18 protein-coding genes are annotated in these 22,837 nt (G+C 61.9%); 16 read left to right on the forward strand and 2 right to left on the reverse strand.

The genetic code is table 11. The annotated features are described in order from the left end of the window. Positions 1-58: 58 nt before the first annotated feature. Positions 59-4,426 (forward strand): YhdP family phospholipid transporter, encoded by a 4,368-nt coding sequence (locus tag FDY93_RS01670; RefSeq protein ID WP_138234012.1) that lies wholly within the window; start codon positions 59-61, stop codon positions 4,424-4,426. A 93-nt stretch (positions 4,427-4,519) separates the two neighbouring features. Continuing rightward, positions 4,520-5,359 carry a hypothetical protein gene (locus FDY93_RS01675; RefSeq protein ID WP_138234013.1) on the forward strand — a complete coding sequence of 280 codons (840 nt, stop codon included), beginning with the start codon at positions 4,520-4,522 and terminating at the stop codon, positions 5,357-5,359. Between the two features lie 285 nt (positions 5,360-5,644). Here the strand turns inward: FDY93_RS01675 and FDY93_RS01680 are convergent, their stop codons facing one another. Further along, the gene (locus tag FDY93_RS01680; protein WP_138234014.1) at positions 5,645-5,968 is read right to left on the reverse strand and encodes a peptidylprolyl isomerase; all 324 of its coding nucleotides are present in this window, start codon (positions 5,966-5,968) and stop codon (positions 5,645-5,647) included. An 85-nt stretch (positions 5,969-6,053) separates the two neighbouring features. Further along, positions 6,054-6,962, reverse strand: a complete 909-nt coding sequence (gene ypfJ / locus FDY93_RS01685) for a KPN_02809 family neutral zinc metallopeptidase (protein ID WP_138234015.1) — start codon at positions 6,960-6,962, stop codon at positions 6,054-6,056. 180 nt (positions 6,963-7,142) lie between these two features. Here ypfJ and FDY93_RS01690 point away from each other — a divergent pair, with 180 nt between their 5' ends. The 14 genes from FDY93_RS01690 (at position 7,143) to lipA (ending at position 22,682) form a co-directional block, all read left to right on the forward strand. Next, positions 7,143-7,718 carry an LON peptidase substrate-binding domain-containing protein gene (locus tag FDY93_RS01690; RefSeq protein ID WP_138234016.1) on the forward strand — a complete coding sequence of 192 codons (576 nt, stop codon included), beginning with the start codon at positions 7,143-7,145 and terminating at the stop codon, positions 7,716-7,718. Between the two features lie 165 nt (positions 7,719-7,883). Next, entirely contained in the window at positions 7,884-10,562 is a 2,679-nt protein-coding gene (locus tag FDY93_RS01695) for a DUF2339 domain-containing protein (protein ID WP_138234017.1), read from the forward strand. Positions 10,563-10,778: 216 nt separating this feature from the next. After that, a complete protein-coding gene (locus FDY93_RS01700) occupies positions 10,779-12,059 on the forward strand; it encodes a glutamate-5-semialdehyde dehydrogenase (RefSeq protein WP_138234117.1) in 1,281 nt (426 codons plus the stop codon). A 187-nt stretch (positions 12,060-12,246) separates the two neighbouring features. Then, positions 12,247-12,882, forward strand: a complete 636-nt coding sequence (nadD, locus tag FDY93_RS01705; protein WP_246068419.1) for a nicotinate-nucleotide adenylyltransferase — start codon at positions 12,247-12,249, stop codon at positions 12,880-12,882. Positions 12,883-12,914: 32 nt separating this feature from the next. Then, entirely contained in the window at positions 12,915-13,277 is a 363-nt protein-coding gene (gene rsfS, locus FDY93_RS01710; protein WP_138234019.1) for a ribosome silencing factor, read from the forward strand. 9 nt (positions 13,278-13,286) lie between these two features. After that, positions 13,287-13,763, forward strand: a complete 477-nt coding sequence (gene rlmH / locus FDY93_RS01715; protein ID WP_138234020.1) for a 23S rRNA (pseudouridine(1915)-N(3))-methyltransferase RlmH — start codon at positions 13,287-13,289, stop codon at positions 13,761-13,763. 169 nt (positions 13,764-13,932) lie between these two features. Continuing rightward, positions 13,933-15,855 (forward strand): penicillin-binding protein 2, encoded by a 1,923-nt coding sequence (gene mrdA / locus FDY93_RS01720; RefSeq protein WP_138234021.1) that lies wholly within the window; start codon positions 13,933-13,935, stop codon positions 15,853-15,855. After that, a complete protein-coding gene (gene rodA, locus FDY93_RS01725) occupies positions 15,848-16,993 on the forward strand; it encodes a rod shape-determining protein RodA (RefSeq protein WP_240914309.1) in 1,146 nt (381 codons plus the stop codon). Before mrdA ends, rodA begins: the two co-directional genes overlap by 8 nt. Positions 16,994-17,149: 156 nt before the next feature. Further along, a complete protein-coding gene (gene mltB / locus FDY93_RS01730) occupies positions 17,150-18,139 on the forward strand; it encodes a lytic murein transglycosylase B (RefSeq protein WP_138234022.1) in 990 nt (329 codons plus the stop codon). A gap of 143 nt (positions 18,140-18,282) precedes the next feature. Continuing rightward, positions 18,283-19,182 (forward strand): septal ring lytic transglycosylase RlpA family protein, encoded by a 900-nt coding sequence (locus FDY93_RS01735; RefSeq protein WP_138234023.1) that lies wholly within the window; start codon positions 18,283-18,285, stop codon positions 19,180-19,182. 97 nt (positions 19,183-19,279) lie between these two features. After that, positions 19,280-20,431: a D-alanyl-D-alanine carboxypeptidase family protein gene (locus FDY93_RS01740; RefSeq protein ID WP_138234024.1), complete on the forward strand. Its 1,152-nt coding sequence runs from the start codon at positions 19,280-19,282 to the stop codon at positions 20,429-20,431. Positions 20,432-20,618: 187 nt separating this feature from the next. Further along, positions 20,619-20,900 carry an HP0495 family protein gene (locus tag FDY93_RS01745; RefSeq protein WP_138234025.1) on the forward strand — a complete coding sequence of 94 codons (282 nt, stop codon included), beginning with the start codon at positions 20,619-20,621 and terminating at the stop codon, positions 20,898-20,900. After that, a complete protein-coding gene (gene lipB / locus FDY93_RS01750; protein WP_138234026.1) occupies positions 20,900-21,625 on the forward strand; it encodes a lipoyl(octanoyl) transferase LipB in 726 nt (241 codons plus the stop codon). Before FDY93_RS01745 ends, lipB begins: the two co-directional genes overlap by 1 nt. 67 nt (positions 21,626-21,692) lie before the next feature. Continuing rightward, the gene (gene lipA, locus FDY93_RS01755; protein WP_138234119.1) at positions 21,693-22,682 is read left to right on the forward strand and encodes a lipoyl synthase; all 990 of its coding nucleotides are present in this window, start codon (positions 21,693-21,695) and stop codon (positions 22,680-22,682) included. The last annotated feature ends 155 nt before the right edge of the window (positions 22,683-22,837 follow it).

Consider the following 22,837-nt stretch of genomic DNA (forward strand, 5'->3'; position numbering starts at 1 on the left):
GCCGACACGACGCCGCGATAGGGACCCTCCGTGGAACCATCATCGGGAGCCGTACCTGATGCTGTGGCTGCGCTGGTTTGCCCGCAAGTTCTGGCTGCTGGTGGTCACCCTGGTGATCTCGCTGGCCATTCTGGTGCAGACCGGGCGCATCCTCTCGCCCCAGGTCGGCAAGTACAGTCCCCAGATCGGCCACTGGTTGTCGGAGCGCCTCGGTGCGCCGGTGTCGCTGGATCACATCTCCCTGCGCTGGCAGGCGCTGGAAGTGGCGCTGCAAATCGATGGCCTCAATATCGGCGCCGACAGGCAGGTGAAACTGCGCCGCGGTCTGTTCCACCTGGATCTGTTGTCGAGCCTGTGGAATCGCGAGCTCATCTGGAAAAACCTGGAAGTGGACGGCTTTTCCGCGCAGCTGCAGCAGCGCGCGGAAGGGGGCTGGCAGGTGCAAGGGTTCCCACTGGCGAGTGCCGCGGCACCCACACAGGATGCGGATAAAACCGCGGGCGTCCGCCTCGGCGATCCGGCGCGTATTTTCCAGTTGGGGCCCAAGGTGCAGGTGCGGGATGCCAGTATCGGCCTGACCCTCAGCGGCGGCCAGTCGGCCAATCTCGATCTGCGGGAAATCCAGCTGGAGAATATTGGCAATTTCCACCGCTTGGTGGCCAGGGCCTATGTCACCGGGGCCATGGAGAGCCTTCACCGCGGTGAGGAAAGTTTTCATCTGGTGCTGGAAGGCCGCGGCAACCCGCGCCGCAGCGACGAGTTCTCCCTGCGCGGTTATGCGCAGCTGAACGATCTGCTGGTGGACGCGGATCTGGTGGGGCTGCTCTACCAGCTGTCGCCGCTGCCGGAAAAACTGTATTGGCCCGGGCGCAAGCTTGCGGGCGGTCGCCTGTGGCTCAGTTCCGATGCGAAGGACGGCTACCGTCTGCGCGGTGACCTGAGCCTTGCGCAGTCGGCTGAGGGCCTCGCGGAAGAAACGCAACCGACGGCCCCCCAGGCCGGCGACCGGTCCCGCGGCGCGCTGGAAACCCTGAATGCGCTGTCCAGCAATATTTCCGGGCGCTGGCGTCCCGGTGAATCCTGGGAGCTGGTGCTGCAGCAACTGGGACTCAACTGGCAACAATTGGAAGTGCCCGACGTCAACTTGCAGGCGAGTGGCGACCAGCAGGGCAATCTGCAGCTGGCGGTGGACCAGATCGAGTTACAGGCGTGGCATCGGGTCCTGCGGGTACTGGAGCTGATTCCGGAGAAGGCCGACGAGTGGCTGCAGGCGTTGGAGCCCACCGGTGAACTCATGAATGTGCGCCTGTCGCGCCGCGATGGCGATGTCAGTGTGTCGGCCAATTTGCAGAACGTGGCGGCTGGTGCTCATCTGGGGGCGCCAGCAGTGACGGGGGTCAATGGGTACGTCTCTCTCAATGGCCAGGGCGGCCGTGTGGAGCTCGACAGCGGTCCGGGTTTCAGCGCGCATTTTCCGCAGCTCTACGCGCGACCGTTTTCTTTCGGCGCCGCCCGCGGCACCGTGGCCTGGGATATTGACCGCGAGCACAACACGGTGTCGGTGTACTCCGGCCCGCTGATGCTGGACGCCGCGAATGAACTTCCCGGTGGCGATGCTTCTCTCCCGTCTGGCGGCGCCTTTCGCGGTCAGTTCCTATTGCAGATTCCACTGATTCCCCACAGCCGCGCCGCTGATTTCACACTGGCCCTGGGTTTGCGCGATGTTGCGGTGGCGGAGCAGCACAACCTGGTGCCCACGGTGGTGAGCGATGACCTGCGCCAGTGGTTGAATCAGAGCATCGGCAAGAACAACAAGGGCCGTATTCCCAGCGCCGGATTTGTGTACCGCGGCTACAGCTATCGCGAAGGGGAAGATCGGGACCTGTTGGCGCTCGGTCAACACGAATTCCGCCATACGGTGCAGTTGCAGGCGGATATTGCGGACAGCAGCCTGGAGTACGCCCCCGGTTGGCCGGTGGCGAAGAATGTGGACGGACATCTCGGTATCAACGACCGCGACGTGCTGGTCGTGGCGCCGCGGGCGCGACTCTGGCATGTGGATGGCGCCAATATCGCGGTGCGTGTATCGCCGGAGGAAACCGGCTCGCGCCTCGATGTGCGCGCGGAACTGGCGGGCCCGGCGGCGGACGGCCTCAAGCTGTTGCGGGAGTCGCCGCTGCGGGACAAACTCGGCAAGGCGTTCGATCACTGGACGCTGGATGGTGCTATGCAGGGTGCCCTGCACATTGCCCAGCCTCTCGGCGGTGCGGATGTCGCGTCCAGTCAGCAGATCGACCTGCAACTGAGCGATGCGCACCTGAAGTTGCAGAACCTGAAACTCGATGTCGAACAGCTGAACGGCAATCTGCGCTATCACAGCGTTGAAGGACTCAAAGGATCTACCTTTCAGGGGCAGCTGTGGGGGCAGCCGCTGAAGGCGTCCATTCAGCACCTGGGTGAAGGTGAGGAGCGCGATACCCAGGTGGTGGTGCGCGGCCAGGCGAACACCGAAAGCGTCGCGCAGTGGAGTGGCCGCCCTGAGCTGCAGTGGCTCGACGGCGCCCTTGATTACACCGCGCGTATCACCATTCCCGCCAGCGCCAGGCACAAACCCTACGGTGCAGTGCTGGAACTGCAATCGGATCTCGAACAGGTGGCGGTGAACTTGCCTGCGCCCCTGACCAAACCCTCGGGACAGAAATCCCGCTTCGTGCTGCGGGTGCCCATCGGCGACCAGGGCAACCTGTATCACCTCAGTTACGGCGAGCACCTGCAGGGGCAGATCTGGCAGGTGGACGGCCAGCTGGAGCGCGCCGCCATTGCTCTGAATGCAGAGGCAAAACTGCCGCCGTCGCCAGGTATCGCGATTGTCGGCGACCTGCCGCTGATTGACCTGCCGCTGTGGAAAGATGCACTCGCGATCTACACGGATGAAAAGACCGAGGTGGCGACGGCGAGCACCACAGAGCATGTCGCCGCCACTGAGACAGATGGGCATTCTGCGGAGCCGGACGCTACCCGGGAGGAAATGGTGGATGCCCGCCGCCTGCCCATTACCCTGGATCTCAGTACGGATCTGCTGCGTATTTCCGAGTCCGCTCAGATCGACAATATCCAGGTGAGCGGTCGCGGACTCGGCGAGGACTGGCAGCTCCAGTTTGAGAGCGAAACCGCCAGTGGTGAACTCTCCGGCATGCTGCACGCCAGTACGCCACTGCAGCTCAGGCTCAAGCATCTGCGCCTGCCGGCGATGAGCGGAAACAAATCGGATGAGGAGGGCGCCGCGGAGCACGCTGCCCCTCCAGCGGATCGCTGGCAGGGATTCGATTTCGCCAGCCTTCCAAATGTGGACTTCAGTGCCGAGCAATTGTGGTTGGGCGAGGAGTCCATGGGCCCCTGGTCCTTCCGCGTGCGGCCGTCGGCGGAGCGCCTGGTGGTGAGTGAAATTCGCGGCGCCATGCGCGGTATCCAGATCGAGGGGCGCGGCGAAGGGGATAACCGTCTCGGTGCGCAGTTGATGTGGATGCGCGATGACGCCGGTCGCGAGTCGTCGCAGTTTATTGGCCGTCTGAACGGCGGCAACCTCGGAGACGTACTGCAGGCTTGGGGGCAGGAGGCGGCGATTGAGAGCCGCAGCGCGGTGTTTGATACCGCGCTGCGCTGGAGTGGTTCCCCCGCCATGGTGAACCCCGGCAGCCTCAATGGCGAGATCCGTATCGATATCCGCGACGGCCGTTTCCTGCGCGCCAGCGATAGCGCCGGTACTTCGCTGCTGCGGTTGCTGTCTCTGTTCAACTTTGATACCTGGGCGCGGCGCCTGCGTCTGGACTTTTCCGATCTGGTACAGAGCGGCCTGACGTTTGACCAGGTACACGGTGAGGTATTTTTCGAGGGCGATGGCGAACTGCTGATCGCGGTGCCGATCCAGGTGGTGGGCCCCACCAGTGAATTGCAGATGGCGGGCCGCGTAAACCTGCAGCGGGAAGATCTGAACTTGACCCTGGTGGCGACGCTGCCGGTGGGCAACAATCTGGCCTTCGTGGCTGCGCTCGCCGGTGGCCTGCCGGCGGCAGCGGGGGTTTACCTGATCAGCAAGGTGTTCAAGAAACAGGTAGATCGCGTGGCCAGCGTAAGCTATCGCATCAACGGCGAGTGGTCCGACCCGGAAGTGCGCTTCGACCGTCTGTTTGACGATGGTGCTGCGGACCGGGAGGGCGAGAGCGCCATCGCCGAGCGCCAGCAGGAAATAGATGAGCGCCAGCGGCAAATGGCCGAGGCTGCGGCACGTGAACAGGCCGCAGAAACCCCGGATTCTGCCAGTCCCGGGCCCGCGGCCCGCGGAGAGCCCCCGGTGTCGGCTGCACCCGGCGGAGGCCCGCAGCAGTGGGCACCGGAAGGGCGCGCGCTACCGCTGGGTGCGGGTTAATGGTTGCAATAACCGAATAATTATTCGATATTGGCGTTTCTCAGTAAAAATAATGACAGAAGAATAAAAAACACTATCAGAGGTTCGTTGCCAATGACTGAGGTGGTCTCTTTGGTCGGTATTTCCGTTAACCGCTATACGCTGTTCAAACTGTTCAAATACACCGTCTATTGTCTGCTGGCTTACAATGTTTACGCCTTCTTCGTAGAAAACCACGTCGCTGCGGGTACGATCTTCGCGGACGGGGTCAGCCTCGGCAAGATCATCGAAGCCTACAACGACTCCATCGACACACTGGCCTGGGTTCTGCTTCTCATGGTGTTCGAGCTGGAAACCTGGGTGCTGTCGGACGCAAGACTGAAAGGCGGCACCAAGTGGCTATTGAACGCCGTGTCTGCCTTCTGTTACGTCTTTATCGTTTATTCCTTTTACGGCTATGTCTCGGAGATGGTGTCGCTGACACATCTGCTGCCGATGGCGGGCAGTGCTTGTGATGTGGCGGCGGGCGGCGGCTGGTCGGTGGTGCTGGAGCAGGACGATTACACGCCGCTGACGGTGGCGAACTGCGGCTCACTGGCGGATGTGCATTTGCTGCGTCTCGCGGACGCGCAGATTGTGGGAGACGCGTCTGTGTGGCGGGAGATTCAGTGGCTGGCGTGGGTGGATGTGATCAATGCCGGTGCCTGGCTACTAGTGGTGGCGATCCTGGCCTTTGATGTTTGGCTGCAACTGCGCCACGAACTGTCCGATGCCATTATGCGCTACTCGCAGATTGTAAAAGGGCTGCTGTATTTCACCCTGCTGATCTGTGCCATCTACTGGGGCTACAGCGGCAGCTTGCTGGAGTTCTGGGATGCCTTCCTGTGGCTGGTGGCGTTCTTCTTTATCGAGATGAATCTGTTTGAGTGGCAGGCGGAAACCAGCGCGGAGTGAGCCTGGCTAGTCGAGTGAGTTCTTCGTAAGACAGACCTGTGGCGCCAAGGTGCTGGTGCGAGTATTTCGAATCGCTGTGAATACCCGCAAGCGGGCCCGGCCGCCAATCAAAGATTGGCGTCGTTAGGCTGCTCGCGAAGCAGTGCTTCGCATACGATTGCCTAACCCAAATACGCTCCGGCGCCGCCATCCATGGCGACGACGGTTCGAAATACTCGCACCAGCACCTTGTCTTAACTTCGACCCATTGCGCTCTTATCACTGAGCCGTTGCGGAAAATCGTTACTAGTCTTTACGGCTGGTCACTTCCAGCAGGTGATACCCGAACTGGGTTTTCACCGGGCCGTGCACCTTGTTCAGCTCCTCATTGAACACCACCTTGTCGAATTCCGGCACCATCTGACCCTGGCTGAATTCACCCAGATCACCGCCGCTGCGGCCTGAAGGGCACTTGGAATATTGCTGGGCGATCTTTCCGAAATCCGCACCGTCTTCAATCTGCTTTTTCAGATCCTGACACTGGGCTTCGCTTTCTACGAGAATGTGGCGGGCTGTTGCTTTTGGCACGGGGATCTCCTTTTCTTGGAGTGAATAAAATTTTGAGGGCAGGAGCTTAGTAGGTGAAAAGCCCTACGGCTAGTCGATTTTGATTCTGTTCTGTGCTTTCTCAGCACACTACGAAGAACTTAAATAATTACTGCCCGGATAACGCCGCAAATGTATTGCACTTGTTCACGTCGCCGCTGGTGAACCCCTGTTTGAACCAGTAGGCCCGTTGTTCCGCGCTGCCGTGGGTAAAGGCGTCGGGGGAAACGGCGCGGCCGGCGCGGCGTTGCAGGTGGTCGTCGCCCACCGCGGCGGCGGCGCGCAGGCCTTCTTCGATATCACCGGGCTCCAGCATGTCGCGGTCGCGGTGCGCATAGAAGGCCCAGACACCGGCAAAGCAGTCTGCCTGCAACTCCAGCATCACCGACAGCCGGTTGGCCGTCACCTTGTCCGATTGCATCCGCGCCTGTTGCACCTTCTCCGAAGTGCCCAGAAGGTTCTGCACATGGTGGCCCACTTCGTGGGCGATCACATAGGCGAAGGCAAAATCGCCCGGTGCGCCCAACTGCTTCAGCTCGTTCAGGAAACTGAGGTCCAGGTACACCTTGCCATCACCGGGGCAGTAAAACGGCCCCACCGCGGCGGAACTGAGGCCGCAGGCAGAGCGCACCGCATCGGTATAGAGCACCAGCTTCGGTGCGGTGTACTCGGAGCCGGCCTGTTCGAAAAGCTCCCCCCAGGTATCCTCGGTATCCGCGAGCACCACCGAGACGAACTGCGCCACTTCATCATCCGCACCCGCAGCACCTGGCGCCGTCTGCGAGTCCGGGCCAAGGCCCGGTGGCTCCGTGCCTGGCGTGCCGGTGAACAGGTTGCCGCCGAAGTAATAAAGCGCCGCCAGCGCCAGCAGAATCAGCCAACCCTTTTTGCTCCGCAGCAGAAATGGTGCCAGTGCCAGCAGATTGCCAGGGCCGCCACCCAAGCCGCCGCCACCGGGCGCGGGTTCTCCGCGGCGATCCTCCACATTCGAACTTCTGCGACCCTGACGCCAGCGCATGGTGCACCTCTATGATTCACATCCGCGTATTGACTTCAGCATAGAACAGCTGGCGCGGATTTCCGTTTTATCTTCGCGACCATATCCTTACCCAGTAGCTGGCAGTGGTATCTTTGTCGCCTTATACGGCCCATTCTGGGCCGAATGGGCTGTTGATGAATTGATCGCGGGGCGGATATTTTGTCGCTGATTCCACTTTTCCCTCTCCACATGGCGTTGTTTCCAGGCGTGACCCTGCCGTTGCGGATTTTTGAACAGCGCTACCTGCGTCTTGTGAGTGAGTCCCTAAAGACGGACACCGGCTTCGGCGTCGCGCTGATCCGCAGTGGTCGCGAGGTTGGGCCGGCGGAAGTCTGGCCCATCGGACTCTATGTGCGCATTGTCGACTGGAGTCAGGGCGAGGAGGGGTTGTTGCATATCGAGGTGACAGGACAGTCGCGTTTCCGCGTGCTGGAAACCTACAGCGAGGACGACGGCCTGCTGATGGCGGATGTGGAGTGGTTGCCGGATGAGGAGTCCCACCCGGTGCCCGACAGCTGTGACGGTCTGCTCGCGGTGCTGAACGAACTGAAGCAGCATGCGGCGATACTTGCGCTGAAGTTTGCGCCGGTGGAGAGCGCCGAGGCGCTGTCGTGGCAGCTGGCGCAGCTATTGCCACTGGACGACGCGGTGCGGCTGGAACTGTTGGCCAGCCACGACCCTCTGGAGCGGCTCGCGCACATTGCCGCCAACCTGGATCGGTGGGCCAGGCAGTAAACCGACACCGGGCGCCGGCCGGTGGCGAGCCCTTGAAATGTCAGCGAGTCCGCGTGTGCACGCTGCTATTTCTGGGGGGACGAGCGGAACTATCAAGGCGATATCGCTGATCGCCGGGTCAATAAGCGGACAGCGAATAACGATAAACGGCTGTTTTGGGGGCGTATGGACAATCTGGTGTTACTCGGCGTGCTGCTGATTCTGACGGTGGTCGTCGGTTCTTTCCTGGGGATTTTTGCCTTTGCCGAAGTGAAAAGCCTGCGCGGTGAAGTGCGCCGGTTGCGGCAGGCGGTTGAGTTGGCATCCGGCAATGCGCCTGCTGCCGGCCGCACTGCTGCGACTTCTCCGGCACAAGTTTCACCGGGCGGTGCGGCTGCCCCTGAACCCCGTGTTGCCGGAGGGTTACCGCCGCGCGCCAATGTGCCTGAGCAGGCGCCGCCCGACGAGCCGGCCCCGCCAGAGCCGGTTGCGGCCGCCGGATCTGCTGCGCGCACAGAACCATCCCGGGCGGCGGTTGCAGTGCCCGCTGGCGATACTTTCTGGGAGCGCATGCAGCAGAACTGGATGGTGTGGCTCGGTGGTGCCTGTGTGGCGCTGTCGGGAGTTTTTCTTGCGCGCTATGGCATCGAGCAGGGGCTGCTGGGCCCGCGGGTGCGGGTAGCGCTGGGGCTCATAACTGCGCTGGCCTTGTATGTCGCTTCCGAAGTGTTGCGGCGTCGAACCGGCGGCAGCCATCCCACCTTTGCCGCGCTGGCGGGTGGCGGCGCCATTACGGCCTTCGCCGCCATCCTCTCAGCGGTCCATTTGTACCAGCTGTTTGAGCCAGGCCCCGCCTTCGCCATGTTGGCTCTGGTGGCGCTCGTCACCATGTGGCTGGCGCGGCTGCACGGCCCTGTGCTGGCGGGCATCGGCATGCTCGGTGCTTACTCGGTGCCGATACTGGTGTCCACCGGCGGCGGCAATGTGCTCGGCGCCATGGTGTACGCGCTGATCATCACCACCTCGGTGCTGTTGCTGCTGCGCCATGTGTATCGCAACTGGCTGTGGTTTGGGCTGCTTGCGGGCGCGCTGGCCTGGTGGCTGATCTCGATGTTCGGGCACCAGGCCGACAGCTGGCGGGGGCCCTATCTGGCAGCGTTGGCGTACCTGTTGCTCGCCGTCGTATCCGGAGACTGGCTGCTGCAGCGGCGCGCTGGTGACGCTCGGGACGAGGCGGTTGCGGGCGCGAGTGGCGTTGATCCACTGCTGTTGCCCAGCCTGACGTTGCCGGTCGCGGCGCAGTGCCTGTCGATTTTCCGCGAAGGCTTTGTGTCCTCGTCCCTCACCTCCGCGCTCTGGGCCTGGAGCCCGCTGCCGCTGGTGCTGTTTGTTGCCGCCCGCCGCCGGGCCGCACTGGCGCCGCTTCCCTGGGTGCTGCTGCTGGGGCAGCTGGCGGCGTGGCTTGCGGGGAGACTGGATCAGTGGGGAGAGGCATCGGTGCGGTTGCTGCCACTGCCCGCGGAACAGCAAGGGGGGTTCCTGGCGCTTCTCGCACTGACTGCGGTGCTGTTTTCCGCCTGTGCGCTGATCAATTTCCGCATGGGCATCGCCCGTTTCTGGTGGGCATCGCTGGCGGTGATGGCACCGCTGCTGTCGCTGCCGGTGGGGTATATGCTGGCGGGGGACGCTCTGTCGCGCTATTGGTGGTGCCTGTACGCGGCGGTGTTCGGTGCGGTATTCCTGTATCTCGGCAGTCGCGGCGCCGGGCGCGGCTGGCACAAATCCATGGTGGTTTGGCTGTTTATTGCCGGGCATTTCGCATACAGCCTGGCGGCCTGTCTGTGGCTGGAGCAGGCGAGCCTGACGCTCGCCATGGCGCTGCAACTGGTGTCGCTGGCGTGGATTATCCGTCGCTTTGACATGCCTGCACTGGGCTGGCTGTTGAAGGGCGTCCTGCTGCTGGTGGTGGTGCGTCTCACCTTGAATCCATGGCTGTTGAGCTACGGCGATAACAGCCACTGGTCCCTGTGGACTTATGGTGGCGCCGCGCTGTGCGCCTGGCTTGCCACCCGCATCCTGCGGCATCCGCAGCCGGCTCTCGCGCGCTGGGCCGAAGCGGCGGCGCTGCACCTGCTGGTACTGACGCTCTGGGCTGAGAGTCGCTACTGGCTGTACGACGGCCACGCTTTTGCCGCGGACTTCCGCTTTGCCGAAGCGGTAATCAATATGTGGCTGTTTGCCGGCCTGGGGCTGGTGTATTACCGCAAGAGTCTGCTTGCCGGCAGCTTCTCCCGCTGGTACGACGGCTACGGGCGTCTGCTGATGCTGGCGGCGGCGGTGAACTACCTGGGAATTCTGCTGGCCACCGCCGCCAGCGAGCCCTGGGTATGGCGCTCGGTGGGAGCGCGGCCACTGATAAATATGCTGTTGCCGGCATTTGCCGGCCCCGCACTGCTGGCGTGGCTGGTGCACCGCTGGTACCTACCGGGGGTGCGCCGGTTGGCAGGATTGGTGTCGGCGCTGGCCGCGTTTATCTGGATTTCGCTGGAAGTGCGCCACCTGTGGCAGGGCAATATTCGCCTCGACAGCGCCACCGCAACCGGAGAGCTGTACACCTACTCGGCGGTGTGGCTGGCGCTTGCGGTAGCGGCGATCCTGATTGGCAGCTGGCGCGGCTGGCGCAGCTGTTACCGGGGTGGAATGGCGGTGCTTGCACTGGTGATCGTCAAGCTTTTCCTGGTGGATATGGCCGGACTGGAAGGGCTGTTGCGGGTGGCCTCATTTATGGGCATGGGACTGGCGCTGCTTGGCATCGCCTATCTCCACCAGAGGTTAGGGCACAGGCACCCCAGTCCCGGTCAATAACACGAACACGCCCGCTCCATATCAAACGGGAGTGGGGGCGGTATTCCCGCGAGGTTACGGTATACTGCGCGGCCATTTTCCGCACGCGCCGTCGCGCGCGCAGCGAGAACTGCGTGGAAAATAGATGGGATCGAGGCAAATCCCCGCGTTTTTGCATGAAATGAATGGAGATCAGTAGTGAACAGTGTCAGTGACAGCGCCGCCGCTAATGCCGCTATTAGTGCTACAGCGCATGAGCAGGACTCCACCGAAGCCAGGTTACAGGCCATGGGTCGCGCCGCGCGCGCTGCCGCCCGTCTGATGGCCCGCGCTGATACCGGCAGCAAAAACGCCGCGCTCAAAGCCATCGCCGCGGAGCTGGACGCCCAGCGACCGCAGCTGGCGGCGGCCAACGCCAAAGACATGCAGAAAGGCCGCGACAATGGCCTTGACGCCGCGCTGCTGGACCGGCTGGAACTGACCGATGCGCGCATCGACGGGATGATCGAGGGACTGCTGCAGATCGCAGAACTGCCGGACCCGGTGGGCGAAGTCAGCGACCTTAAATACCGCCCCACTGGCATCCAGGTGGGCAAAATGCGCGTACCGCTCGGCGTGGTCGGGATCATTTACGAATCGCGACCCAATGTGACCATCGACGCCGCCAGCCTGTGCCTGAAGTCCGGCAACGCGACCATTCTGCGCGGCGGCAGCGAGGCACTGCACTCCAACGGCGCCATCGCCGCCTGTATTGCCGCCGGCCTGCGACAGGCTGGCCTGCCGGAGACGGCGGTACAGGTGGTGGATACCACCGACCGCGCCGCGGTGGGAGCACTGATTTCCATGCCGGAATACGTGGATGTGATTGTTCCCCGCGGCGGCAAGGGCCTTATTGAACGCATCAGCCGCGAGGCGCGGGTGCCGGTGATCAAACATCTGGACGGCATCTGCCACGTCTACCTGGACGACCGCGCCGACCCGGAGAAGGCATTCAACATCGCGCTGAACGCCAAGACCCACCGCTACGGTGTGTGCAACGCGATGGAAACCCTGCTGGTGGCCGAGGCGGTAGCGGCGGAATTCCTGCCCCGCCTGGCGGCGGCTTACCTTGAAAAAGGCGTGGAGCTGCGCGGTTGCGAAAAAACCCGTGCCATCGTGCCCCAGGCACTGCCGGCGACGGAGGAAGACTGGGCCACAGAATACCTGGCACCGGTGCTGTCGATCCGCGTGGTGGCGGACATGGATGCGGCGATGGACCACATCGCCCGCTACAGTTCCGGCCACACCGAGTCCATCGTCACCGAGGATTACAGCCGCGCGCGTCGCTTTCTCGCAGAGGTGGACTCCAGTTCGGTGATGGTCAATGCCTCCACCCGCTTCGCGGATGGCTTTGAATACGGACTGGGCGCGGAAATCGGCATCAGCACCGACAAAATCCACGCCCGTGGCCCGGTGGGGCTTGAGGGGCTCACCTCGCAGAAATGGATCGTGTTTGGCGACGGACACATCCGCCAGTAGGTGCGAAAAGAGTGTTATTTCCGGAAAGCACATGGGCGGTACTGCTACCGGGTGCGGCTTTGTGAGACACGCCGTGAACCCATCCATGGGGGCTCGGCTGCGGCCATCCAGGCCGCAGACGGTCTCACAAAACCGCACCCGGTAGCAGCACCTTCGCGTAACGTAAGGTGGCTATTTGGGAGCGTATTTGAAAACCATCGCCCTGTTCGGCGGCACCTTCAACCCGGTGCACTTCGGTCACCTGCGCATGGCGCTGGAGCTGAAGGAAGCGCTGGGGTTTGACGAAATGCGCCTGCTGCCTTCCCACCAGCCGGCGCACCGCGCCGAACCGGGGGTGAGCGCCGAGGCCCGGCGCGACATGCTGGCGCTGGCGCTGGAAGGGTGTCCCGACCTGACGCTGGACGAGCGCGAACTGGCGCGGGAGGGGCCCACCTACACCGTGGATACCCTCGAAGAACTGCGGCAGGAATTGGGGAATAACGTCTCCATCAGCTTCTGTATGGGGCTCGACTCCCTGCTCGGCCTGCCCGGCTGGCACCGCTGGGAGCGGCTGCCGGAACTGGCCCACCTGGTGGTGGTGACCCGTCCCGGTTGGCAGATGCCGCGGGATGGTGAGGTGGCGGAACTGTTGGCCCGCTGCCGTGGAAGCATGGACGATATTCGCGGGGAGCCTGCCGGGCGCATCCTGATGCGGGAGCAGACCCTGCTGCCCATCTCCGCCACCGCAATTCGCAGCCTGATCGGCCGCGGCCGCTCGGCGCAGTTTCTACTGCCGGAGCGGGTACTCAACTACATTCAGATTCATCAGCTCTACAAGAGCTAAAAGCAGGGGCCCGGGCCCCAGATACAGGTGTTATGACTGATCTCAAGACAATTGCCGTAAATGCACTGGAAGACCTCAAGGGCCAAGACATCACCGCCCTCGACGTATCCGAACTCAGCGATGTGATGGAAACCCTCATCATCTGCACCGGTACCTCCAACCGGCAGGTGAAATCCCTCGCCAACAACGTGGTGGAGGACGGCAAAGAGGCCGGTTTCCGCCCCATTGGCGTCGAGGGCATGGAAACCGGCGAGTGGGTGCTGGTGGACTACGGCGATGTGGTGGTGCACGTGATGCAGGCGGAAACCCGCCGCTTCTACGACCTGGAAAAACTCTGGTCCATGACCCCCAACACCCGCGCCAATGCGGACGGCAGCGATCCGCACACGGACTGACATCCGGTCATGAAGATCCGAATTCTGGCCGCCGGCGGCAAGATGCCGGCCTGGGTACAGGAGGGCTACGGCGAATACGCCAAGCGCCTGCCCCGGGAGCTCACTCTGGAAATGGTGGAAATTCCTCTCGGCAACCGCGGTCAGAAAAACGCCGCTGCGCTGGTGGAAAAGGCCCGCCAGAAAGAGGGGGAGGCCATGCTGGCAGCCATTGCGCCCCGCGACCATGTGGTGGCGCTGGAGGTGACCGGCAAGGCCTGGAGCACGGAACAGTTGTCGCGGGAACTGGCGGGCTGGCAGCTGGGGGGCAGCAATGTGTGCCTGCTGATCGGCGGGCCGGACGGACTGTCGAAAGAGTGCCTGGCGCGGGCCAACCAGAAATGGTCACTGTCGGCGCTGACCATGCCGCACCCGCTGGTGCGGGTATTGCTGGCGGAACAGCTGTACCGCGCCTGGACCCTGCTGGCGGGGCATCCCTATCACAAATAGCTGAACCACCTCTCCGTGAACACGGGCCGCTGTGCTTCTTCCCGTGAACTTGCGCGCGGCTCAGCAGTCAGAAGAACCCTGGAGACTCTTCCAGATACTCTGCAGGGACGGCAAAACTGTGTACACTTCGTGGTCATTTTCGCGCCACCGATAATCCCACTGCACCCAAATGTCTGAAAATCTGCGCTTCAAAGACCACCACACCGAACAGCGGTTGTTTCGCAACCGTATGCTGGTGGCCATTATTGGCGTGGCTGCCCTGCTCGGTGTACTGGTGGCACGGCTCTACAACCTGCAGATCGTCAATTACGAAAGCTACCGCACCCAGTCGGATGAAAACCGTATCCAGGTGCGCCCGGTACCCCCTACCCGCGGGTTGATCTACGACCGCAATGGCGTACTGCTGGCAGATAACCGCGCCAGCTATACCCTCGCCATCGTGCGCGAGCGGGTGAAGGATATGGATGCGACCATCCAGTCGCTCGGCAAGCTGGTGCAGCTGGACGAAGCCGATGTGGAAAAGTTCAAGCGCCGCCTGCAGCGCCGCCGCCCATTCGAGCCGGTGCCCTTGCGCTACCTGCTGACGGAAGAGGAAATCGCCCGTATCAGTGTCAATGAATTTGATCTCCCCGGCGTGTCGGTGGAGGCCGAACTGGTGCGCTATTACCCCGAAGACAAATTGTTCGCCCACAGCGTTGGCTATGTGGGGCGCATTGCCGAGCGGGATCTCGCGGCGTTTTCCGAAGAAGACGTGAGTCGCTACCGTGGCACCCAGAGCATCGGCAAGGTGGGGCTGGAACGCTCCTACGAGGATCTGTTGCTCGGCGAAGTGGGTTTTGAAAATGTGGAAACCAATGCCCGCGGCCGTGTGCTGCGGGTACTGGAACGCCACGATCCCAAGCCCGGCGCCGAGCTGACCCTGCATCTGGATACCCGCCTGCAGGAAGTGGCTTCCAATGCCCTCGGTGATCGTCGCGGCGCCGTAGTGGCTATCGATGTCAAGACCGGTGGAGTGCTGGCATTTGTCAGCAGACCGTCTTTTGACCCGAATCTTTTCGTCACCGGTATCAGCTTCAAGGATTACAGTGAACTTCGGGACTCCCTCGATGTTCCCTTGTTCAACCGCGCGGTGCAGGGCCAGTATCCACCCGGTTCCACTCTCAAGCCCATGATGGGCCTGGGTGCGCTGGAAGCAGGGGTGATCACCGCGGATACCACAATCAACGATCCCGGCTTCTACAAATTGCCGAACGATTCGCGTATCTACCGCGACCATATTCGCTGGGGCCACGGCAAGAAGGTCGATCTGATCCAGGCGCTGGAACAGAGTTGCGACACCTTTTTCTGGGATCTGGCGGCGCGCTGGAACATCGACGGTATGCACGATTTCGCTGTTCGCTTTGGCCTCGGCTCCAAAACCGGCATCGATGTGCCAGTGGAGCGCCCCGGGATCTTTCCCTCGCGGGACTGGAAGCGCGGTGCCCGCGGCATGTCGTGGTTCCCCGGCGACAGCCTGAATGCGGTGCTGGGGCAGGGATTCGTGCTGGCCACGCCGCTGCAATTGGCGGTAATGACCGCAACCATCGCCAACCGCGGCACCCATTACCGCCCGCAGATGGTCATGGCGGTCGACGGGGTGGAGCAACCACCGGAAGTGCTACACCACGTGGATGCGCGTCCGGAGAACTGGGATCTGGTGTTCAAGGGGATGGAAGCCGTGGTGTACAACGCCCGCGGAACCGGCAAGCGCGCCGGTGCGGGGCTGGACTTCCGCGTCGCCGGTAAATCCGGCACCGCCCAGATCGTGGGTATTGCCCAGGGCGCCAAATACGATTCCGAAGCGCTTCAGGAGCGCCTGCGCGACAATGCGCTGTTTGTCGCCTTCGCACCGGTGGATGATCCGCAGATCGCAGTATCGGTACTGGTGGAAAACGGTGAGAGCGGCGGCCGGGAGGCGGCGCCGGTGGCGCGGGAGGTTCTCGCCGAGTGGATGTCGCGCGATTTCGAAGACACCGCGGGCCTGTCATCCTGGCGGCCGCCGATGGCGCCGTTGTTGTCGTTACAGTCTGAGGAGATGCGCGCCCGTGGCTAGTCGCGATTATATGCACCGGCTTCCGGATGCTGGCAGTAGCCTGCGCCGTCCGGAGAGCCTTTCCCGCCGCTGGCATATCGACTTGCCACTGCTGTTGTTGCTGCTGGTGCTGGCCTGTGTGGGGCTGGTGGTGCTCTACAGTGCTTCGGGTGAGGAAATACACTACGTGAAGCGCCAGGCCGTGTTTATGGGGCTGGCCTTTACCGGCATGCTGATTGCGGCGCAGATTCCGCTGGAATTTTATCGGCGCTGGTCGCCCTGGTTTTATCTGGGCGGCTGCTGTCTGCTGGTGGCGGTGCTGTTTATCGGCGTGGGTGCGAAGGGCGCGCAGCGCTGGCTGGAGATTGGCGGTTTCCGCTTTCAGCCCTCGGAGGTGCTCAAGCTGGCGGTGCCCATTGCCGTGGCGGCCTTCCTGCACTCACGCACGCTGCCGCCGTCGTTTCTCACCGTGGTGGGGGCGCTCGCGATCATCGGCGTGCCGGCTATGCTCATCGTGCGCCAGCCGGATCTGGGAACCTCGATTCTGATCGCGGCGTCCGGACTGTTCGCACTGTATCTTTCCGGTCTCAGCTGGAAAATGATCGGCAGCGCTGGTCTGCTGGGCGCCCTGGCTGCCTGGCCCATGTGGATGTGGGGCATGCGGGACTACCAGCGGCAGAGGGTACTCACTCTGTTCAACCCGGATGCGGACCGTCTCGGTGCGGGCTGGAATATTTTCCAGTCCAAAGCCGCGATCGGTTCCGGTGGCTGGGCTGGTAAAGGCTATATGGAGGGAACGCAGTCACAGCTGGATTTTCTGCCGGAAAGCCATACTGACTTCATCATCGCGGTACTCGCGGAAGAGTGGGGTATGCGCGGCGCGCTGATTCTGCTGACCCTGTACCTGCTGATCATTGCGCGGGGCATCTATATTAGTTTTACGGCCCAACATGTGTTTGGGCGCTTGCTGGCGGGCAGTATCACGCTCACATTCTTCGTGTATGTGTTTGTGAATATCGGTATGGTCAGCGGCCTGTTGCCGGTGGTGGGGGTACCCTTGCCTTTGGTAAGCCACGGCGGCACTTCGGTAATTACGCTGATGGCGGGATTCGGGATCCTGATGGCCATCAGCACGGAAAGACGCAGAGTACTCTTTTGAACCGGACCCTGAACTGTTTCAGGTGCGGTTCAGGCTGGCTTCATTTTTTGTTGTGTATCGTGCCACTTTTTGGCGCGTTTGCAGTCACAACAACGCACCGATTTTAATAAGCGACGAACTAGCCGGAAGTACTTTATGAGAACAGGAGCGGTTGTTTTGAAATGGACCACCGGATTGTTGGCGGGCCTCGGGCTCGTAATCAGCGCCTGTGCCCAGGAGCAGGGGCACGGTGAGAACGCGCAGGCCCGGGCCTTCGTGGATTACATGGTGGCCGAACACAATTTCAACCGCGAAGAACTCGTGGCGCTGATGCAGGAAGCCAAACGCAAGGATTCGATCCTCAAGGCGATCAAGCGACCGGCGGAAAAAGCCAAGCCCTGGAAAGAGTATCGCGAGATCTTTATCACCAATGCCCGCATTAGCGGCGGCGTGGATTTCTGGGACAAGAATGCCGATGCACTCAAGGCGGCGGAAGAAAAATACGGCGTACCACCAGAGCTGATCGTAGCCATCATCGGCGTGGAAACCCGCTACGGCGGTAATATGGGCAGCTACCGGGTACTGGATGCGCTGACCACGCTGGCCTTCGATTATCCCCGGCGCTCCAAGTTTTTCACCAAGGAGCTGGAAAACTACCTGCTGATGACGCGGGATCAGAATATCGACCCCACTTCCCTCAAGGGCTCCTATGCAGGCGCCATGGGCTTTGGCCAGTTCATGCCCTCCAGCTACCGCCACTACGCAGTGGACTTCAACGGTGACGGCCGCGTGGATATCTGGACAGACACCGAAGATGCCATCGGCAGTGTGGCCAACTACTTCGTGGAACATGGCTGGAAAGCCGGTGAACCGGTTACCGTGATCACCCAGCCACTGCCGAATGCCGACATGACCATCGTCAATGACGACCTCCAGCCGAAGTGGACCATTGGCGAGCTGGCAGCCAAGGGCTTCCCCACCACCGCGAAAGTGACCAAGGATATGCCCGCCAATGTGTTCTCCCTGGATACCCGGGATGGGGAACAGTTCTGGATCGGATTGAATAATTTCTACACCATTACCCGCTACAACCACAGCCGTCTTTACGCCATGGCGGTGTACGAACTGGGCCAGGAAATCATCAAAGCGCGCGGTGGCCGCTCCTGATCCGGGAGCAGCTTTCACTCTGCAACGCATTAGAATGCGCCGGGGGCAATGCAGTGCCCGGCACCGGTTGAAAAACAGACTCGAATAACGAGTACGATAGAACGCGGTTGCGGGCGCTGTTTGTCCTGCACCGGGGGGAAGCCATGAAAAAAACGATTGTCCTGGGCGCGGCCCGGGTCGGCACTGCTTTTTTGCTGACCATACTCACCGCCTGCAGCACCGTTCCAATGAAAACCGCCGACAAGCCCGCGGAAAAAGGTGACGTGCCCTTTGATCAGCAACGCGACAGCGGTCCCGCGGTGCCGGTGGATATGCTGGCCACCCCGGAGGTGACCCCCGTACGCGAACCTATCGGCGTCGCTGGCAACAGATCCCCCTATGTGGTGGATGGCGTGCGCTACAAGGTTCTGAATAAAGTGAAAGGCTACCGTGAGCGCGGGCACGCTTCCTGGTACGGCACCAAATTCCACGGGCGTAAAACCGCCAACGGCGAGGTCTACAACATGTACGCCCTGTCGGCGGCGCACAAAACACTGCCACTGCCCAGCTACGCGAAGGTCACCAACCTGGACAACGGCCGCAGTATTATTGTGCGGATTAACGATCGCGGCCCCTTCGTACCGGGACGGATCATTGATCTCAGCTACACCGCGGCACAGAAACTCGGCTACATCAATAAGGGCGTGGCGCGGGTGGAAGTTGAAGCACTGGACCCGGAGAGTCTGCCCAGCGCGAACGAGACATTGGCAATGGAAAAAGATCCAGCCGCACGCAAGGGACTGCCCGAAGATGCCAGCTTCAAACTTCCGGAAAACACCTTCCTGCAGGTCGGTGCCTACAGTTCCGCCGGCCAGGCTGAAGAGATTCGCGGACAACTGGCCGCAGCATTCGGCTATCCTGTATCCGTCAGCCCGGTGAAGAGCGGCGGAAAAATGCTCTATCGGGTGCGTATCGGGCCCATTGCCCAGCAGAGGGCACTGGTTGCATTGCGGGAATCCGTAGAGCAGCAGAAATTTGGCCAACCCCAGGTCGTGGTGGACTGACCACCTCGCCTGCAACGCCCCATTCTCGGCTAGCAACCTTAGGGCGGCTGGAGCCGGGTTTTGACACACATCGAATGTAAGGAATGAAGAGAGACTCATGTTCAAACGCTTATTCGCCTGTCTGCTCCTGATCGTCAGCGCCAATGGTGTGGCCCAGGCCGATAAACCGCTGATTCCCGCACCGCCGCAACTGGCGGCCACCGCCTACCTGTTGATCGATGCCCATACCGGCCAGGTACTGGTGGAGCATGATGCCGACAAGCAGATTCCGCCGGCCAGCTTGACCAAAATGATGACCAGTTACATCGTGTCGGAAGAGCTGGAGAAAGGTGCGATCAAAGAGCAGGACCCAGTGAATATTTCGGAGAAAGCCTGGCGCATGGGCGGCTCCAAGATGTTTGTGAAGGTCAATGACAAGGTCCCCGTCATCGACCTGCTGCGCGGCGTGATCGTCCAGTCCGGCAACGATGCCAGTATTGCGCTGGCGGAACATGTTTCCGGCAGCGAAGAGGTTTTTGCCGAAGTCATGAACCAGCAGGCCGAACGCCTGGGCATGACCGACACCCATTTCGTCAACGCCACCGGATGGCCGGCGGAGGGCCATTTGACCACGGCCCGCGACCTTGGAACGCTGGCGCGCGCACTCATCAACGATCACCCGGACCACTACGCGCTTTACTCTGAAAAGTACTTCCGCTTCAACGGCATCAACCAGCCCAACCGCAACCGCCTGTTGTGGCGCGATCCCGCGGTCGACGGCATCAAGACCGGCCACACTGAAGAAGCGGGTTACTGCCTGGTAGCCTCCGCAGTGAAGCGCGGCATGCGCCTGATCTCCGTAGTGGTCGGCACCGACAGCGACGAAAAACGCGCGGCCGAGACCCAGAAACTGCTGGCCTACGGCTTCCGCTATTTCCAGACCCACAAGGTGTATGGCGCCAATGACGTACTGCAGACCGAGCGTGTCTGGGGCGGCAAGGCCGATTCCGTGGGAATTGCGGTGCAGAATGACGTTTTCGTGACCATTCCCCGCGGTGGCGAAGAGAGCATCAAGGCTGACCTGATCATCGACGGCGAACTGAAAGCCCCACTGGCCAAAGGCCAGCAGGTGGGCAAAGTGATCGTGACCCTGGACGGCCAGACCGTTGCCGACATCCCGGCCGTAGTGGCGGAAGATGTGGAAGAGGGCGGCTTCTTCAAGCGCCTGTGGGATTCCATCAAGCGCTTTGTGATGGGCTTTTTCCAGTAAAAATTACTGAAATTCTCCGTTGCATCCCGGCGGTGTATGCCGCCGGGGTCGCTTCAAAGCCGTTTCTCCTGCAATCTTTCTTCCCTGTCCAGTGCATGGTCGGCACTGTATAATCGCTGCCCGGCCGCAATCCCCGCTGGGTTTCCCCCGCGTCTCCATTCCTGACCTGCGGCCCTGTGAGTGTGGTATGACCCAGGATTCAGAGCAGCAGCCCCCGAAAATCGAGTTTCCCTGTGAAGACTATATGGTCAAAGTGGTGCGCGACAGCGACGGCCAGGTGCACGAATTTGTGCTCGAAGTCATGCGCCGCCATGTGCCGGATCTGGATGAGAGCAGGCTGAAGCACACGCCCAGCCGCAACGGCCGCTTTACTTCCATGACCTTCTTCATCGTCGCCACCGGCGAACCCCAGCTGAAGGCACTGTTCGAAGAGCTGAAGGCCCACCCGGGCGTGCACATGGTACTGTGATGTCGGCGCCGAGTTCTTCCATTAATAACCTGGCCATCTGCAACCTGGGCCGGCGCGACTACGAAACCGTATGGCGCGCCATGGCCCGCTACACCGATACCCGTGGCAACGACGCCGCAGACCAGATCTGGTGTGTCGAGCACCCCCCCGTATTCACCCAGGGCCAGGCCGGCAAAGCTGAACACCTGCTCGATACCGGCGATATCCCGGTGGTGCAGGTGGACCGCGGTGGCCAGGTGACCTATCACGGCCCCGGCCAGCTGGTGGTCTATCCGCTGCTGGATCTCAGGCGCGGCAAGATTGGCGTGCGCGACCTGGTGAGTGCGCTGGAAAATGCGACCGTGGACATGCTCGCGGCATACGGCATCGCCGCCGCGCCCCGCGCCGACGCCCCCGGGGTATATCTCACCGAGGGGCTGCGCGCGGGCAACAAGATCGCCTCCATTGGCCTCAGAGTGCGCCGCGGCTGCTCCTTCCACGGTATCGCAATCAATATCAACATGGATCTGGCGCCCTTCCTGCGCATCAACCCCTGCGGCTACGCCGGCATGCAGATGGTGCAGATGGCGGAGCTGATCCAGCCCACCCCGGAATGGCTGGGTGTGGCGGAAACATTTGTCGCTGCGCTGGCGCGCCGGCTGCAACTGCCGGAGGCCCAGTGGCAGCCGGTCGACGAAACTATGTTTTTGGTGCCTGCCACCGAATCAGGAACAAGCAATGTCTGAACGAATCGATGCCGACAAGCCGGAAATCATCGCCACCTCCGCCGTGAGTGAGGGCGCTGCGGTGGATATGGCGGTACCGGAAATCACTCCGGTAAAACGCACCCGCCGCCTGCAGCAGGGGGAGAAGCTGCGCGATGGCGACAAGGTCGAGCGCATCCCGGTGAAAGTGATCGCCAGCGACCAGACCCTGCGCAAGCCGGACTGGATTCGCGTCAAGGTGCCCTCGGTCAAGGCGTCCCAGGAAGTGGACCGCATCAAGAGTATCCTGCGCTCGCAGAAACTCGCTACCGTGTGTGAAGAGGCCAGCTGCCCGAACCTCGGCGAATGTTTCAGTGGCGGCACCGCCACCTTCATGATCATGGGCGAGATCTGCACCCGCCGCTGCCCCTTCTGCGACGTGGGCCACGGCAAGCCGAACCCGCTGGATCCGAACGAACCGCAACACCTGGCGGAAGCCATTGCCGCCATGAGCCTGCGCTATGTGGTCATCACCTCGGTGGACCGCGACGATTTGCGCGACGGCGGCGCCCAGCACTTCGCCGACTGTATCAAGCGCTCCCGCGAGCTCTCTCGCAATCTGCAGGTGGAAATTCTCACCCCAGATTTCCGTGGCCGTATGGAAGTTGCCCTGGACATCCTTGAGGCCGAAGCCCCGGATGTGTTCAACCACAACCTGGAAACCGTGCCGCGCCTGTACCGCGAATCGCGCCCCGGCGCCAACTACAAGTGGTCGTTGAAACTACTGCAGGAATACAAGAAGCGCCGCCCGGACGTACTCACCAAGTCCGGCCTGATGGTCGGCCTCGGCGAGACGCGCGAGGAAATCTTCGAAGTGATGGACGACATGCGCGCCCACGATATCGATATGCTCACCATCGGCCAGTACCTGCAGCCGAGCAAGGAGCACCTGCCGGTGCAACGCTACGTGCACCCGGATGAGTTTGAAGAGTACCGCCGCTACGCCGAGCAGATCGGCTTCAAGCACGCCGCCTGTGGCCCGATGGTGCGCTCTTCCTACCACGCCGACAAACAGGCGCACGGCGAAAAAGTCAGTTGACCAGCTGCCGTCCTAGCCCGCTCATGATCCCGGCTCCGCGCCGGGATTTTTGTTTCTGCTGACTTCCCCCCTCTCTGCTTTCACAAGTTTTCCCGGCGCCGCCCCGTGACGTCGTCATCTTGTTTTTTGCGTCCTATTTCACATCCCGGCCACTC

Origin of the sequence: Microbulbifer harenosus (genome assembly GCF_005771435.1) — a bacterium.
Taxonomy (GTDB): Bacteria; Pseudomonadota; Gammaproteobacteria; order Pseudomonadales; family Cellvibrionaceae; genus Microbulbifer; species Microbulbifer harenosus.

What these genes read in the sequence shown, in the direction of transcription:
- FDY93_RS01670 (WP_138234012.1), top strand. Translation starts at nt 59, where the DNA reads ATGCTGTGGCTGCGCTGGTTTGCCCGCAAGTTCTGGCTGCTGGTGGTC.
- FDY93_RS01675 (WP_138234013.1), top strand. Translation starts at nt 4,520, where the DNA reads ATGACTGAGGTGGTCTCTTTGGTCGGTATTTCCGTTAACCGCTATACG.
- ypfJ (WP_138234015.1), bottom strand. Translation starts at nt 6,962, where the DNA reads ATGCGCTGGCGTCAGGGTCGCAGAAGTTCGAATGTGGAGGATCGCCGC.
- FDY93_RS01695 (WP_138234017.1), top strand. Translation starts at nt 7,884, where the DNA reads ATGGACAATCTGGTGTTACTCGGCGTGCTGCTGATTCTGACGGTGGTC.
- rsfS (WP_138234019.1), top strand. Translation starts at nt 12,915, where the DNA reads ATGACTGATCTCAAGACAATTGCCGTAAATGCACTGGAAGACCTCAAG.
- rlmH (WP_138234020.1), top strand. Translation starts at nt 13,287, where the DNA reads ATGAAGATCCGAATTCTGGCCGCCGGCGGCAAGATGCCGGCCTGGGTA.
- mrdA (WP_138234021.1), top strand. Translation starts at nt 13,933, where the DNA reads ATGTCTGAAAATCTGCGCTTCAAAGACCACCACACCGAACAGCGGTTG.
- FDY93_RS01735 (WP_138234023.1), top strand. Translation starts at nt 18,283, where the DNA reads ATGAAAAAAACGATTGTCCTGGGCGCGGCCCGGGTCGGCACTGCTTTT.
- FDY93_RS01740 (WP_138234024.1), top strand. Translation starts at nt 19,280, where the DNA reads ATGTTCAAACGCTTATTCGCCTGTCTGCTCCTGATCGTCAGCGCCAAT.
- FDY93_RS01745 (WP_138234025.1), top strand. Translation starts at nt 20,619, where the DNA reads ATGACCCAGGATTCAGAGCAGCAGCCCCCGAAAATCGAGTTTCCCTGT.
- lipB (WP_138234026.1), top strand. Translation starts at nt 20,900, where the DNA reads ATGTCGGCGCCGAGTTCTTCCATTAATAACCTGGCCATCTGCAACCTG.
- lipA (WP_138234119.1), top strand. Translation starts at nt 21,693, where the DNA reads ATGGCGGTACCGGAAATCACTCCGGTAAAACGCACCCGCCGCCTGCAG.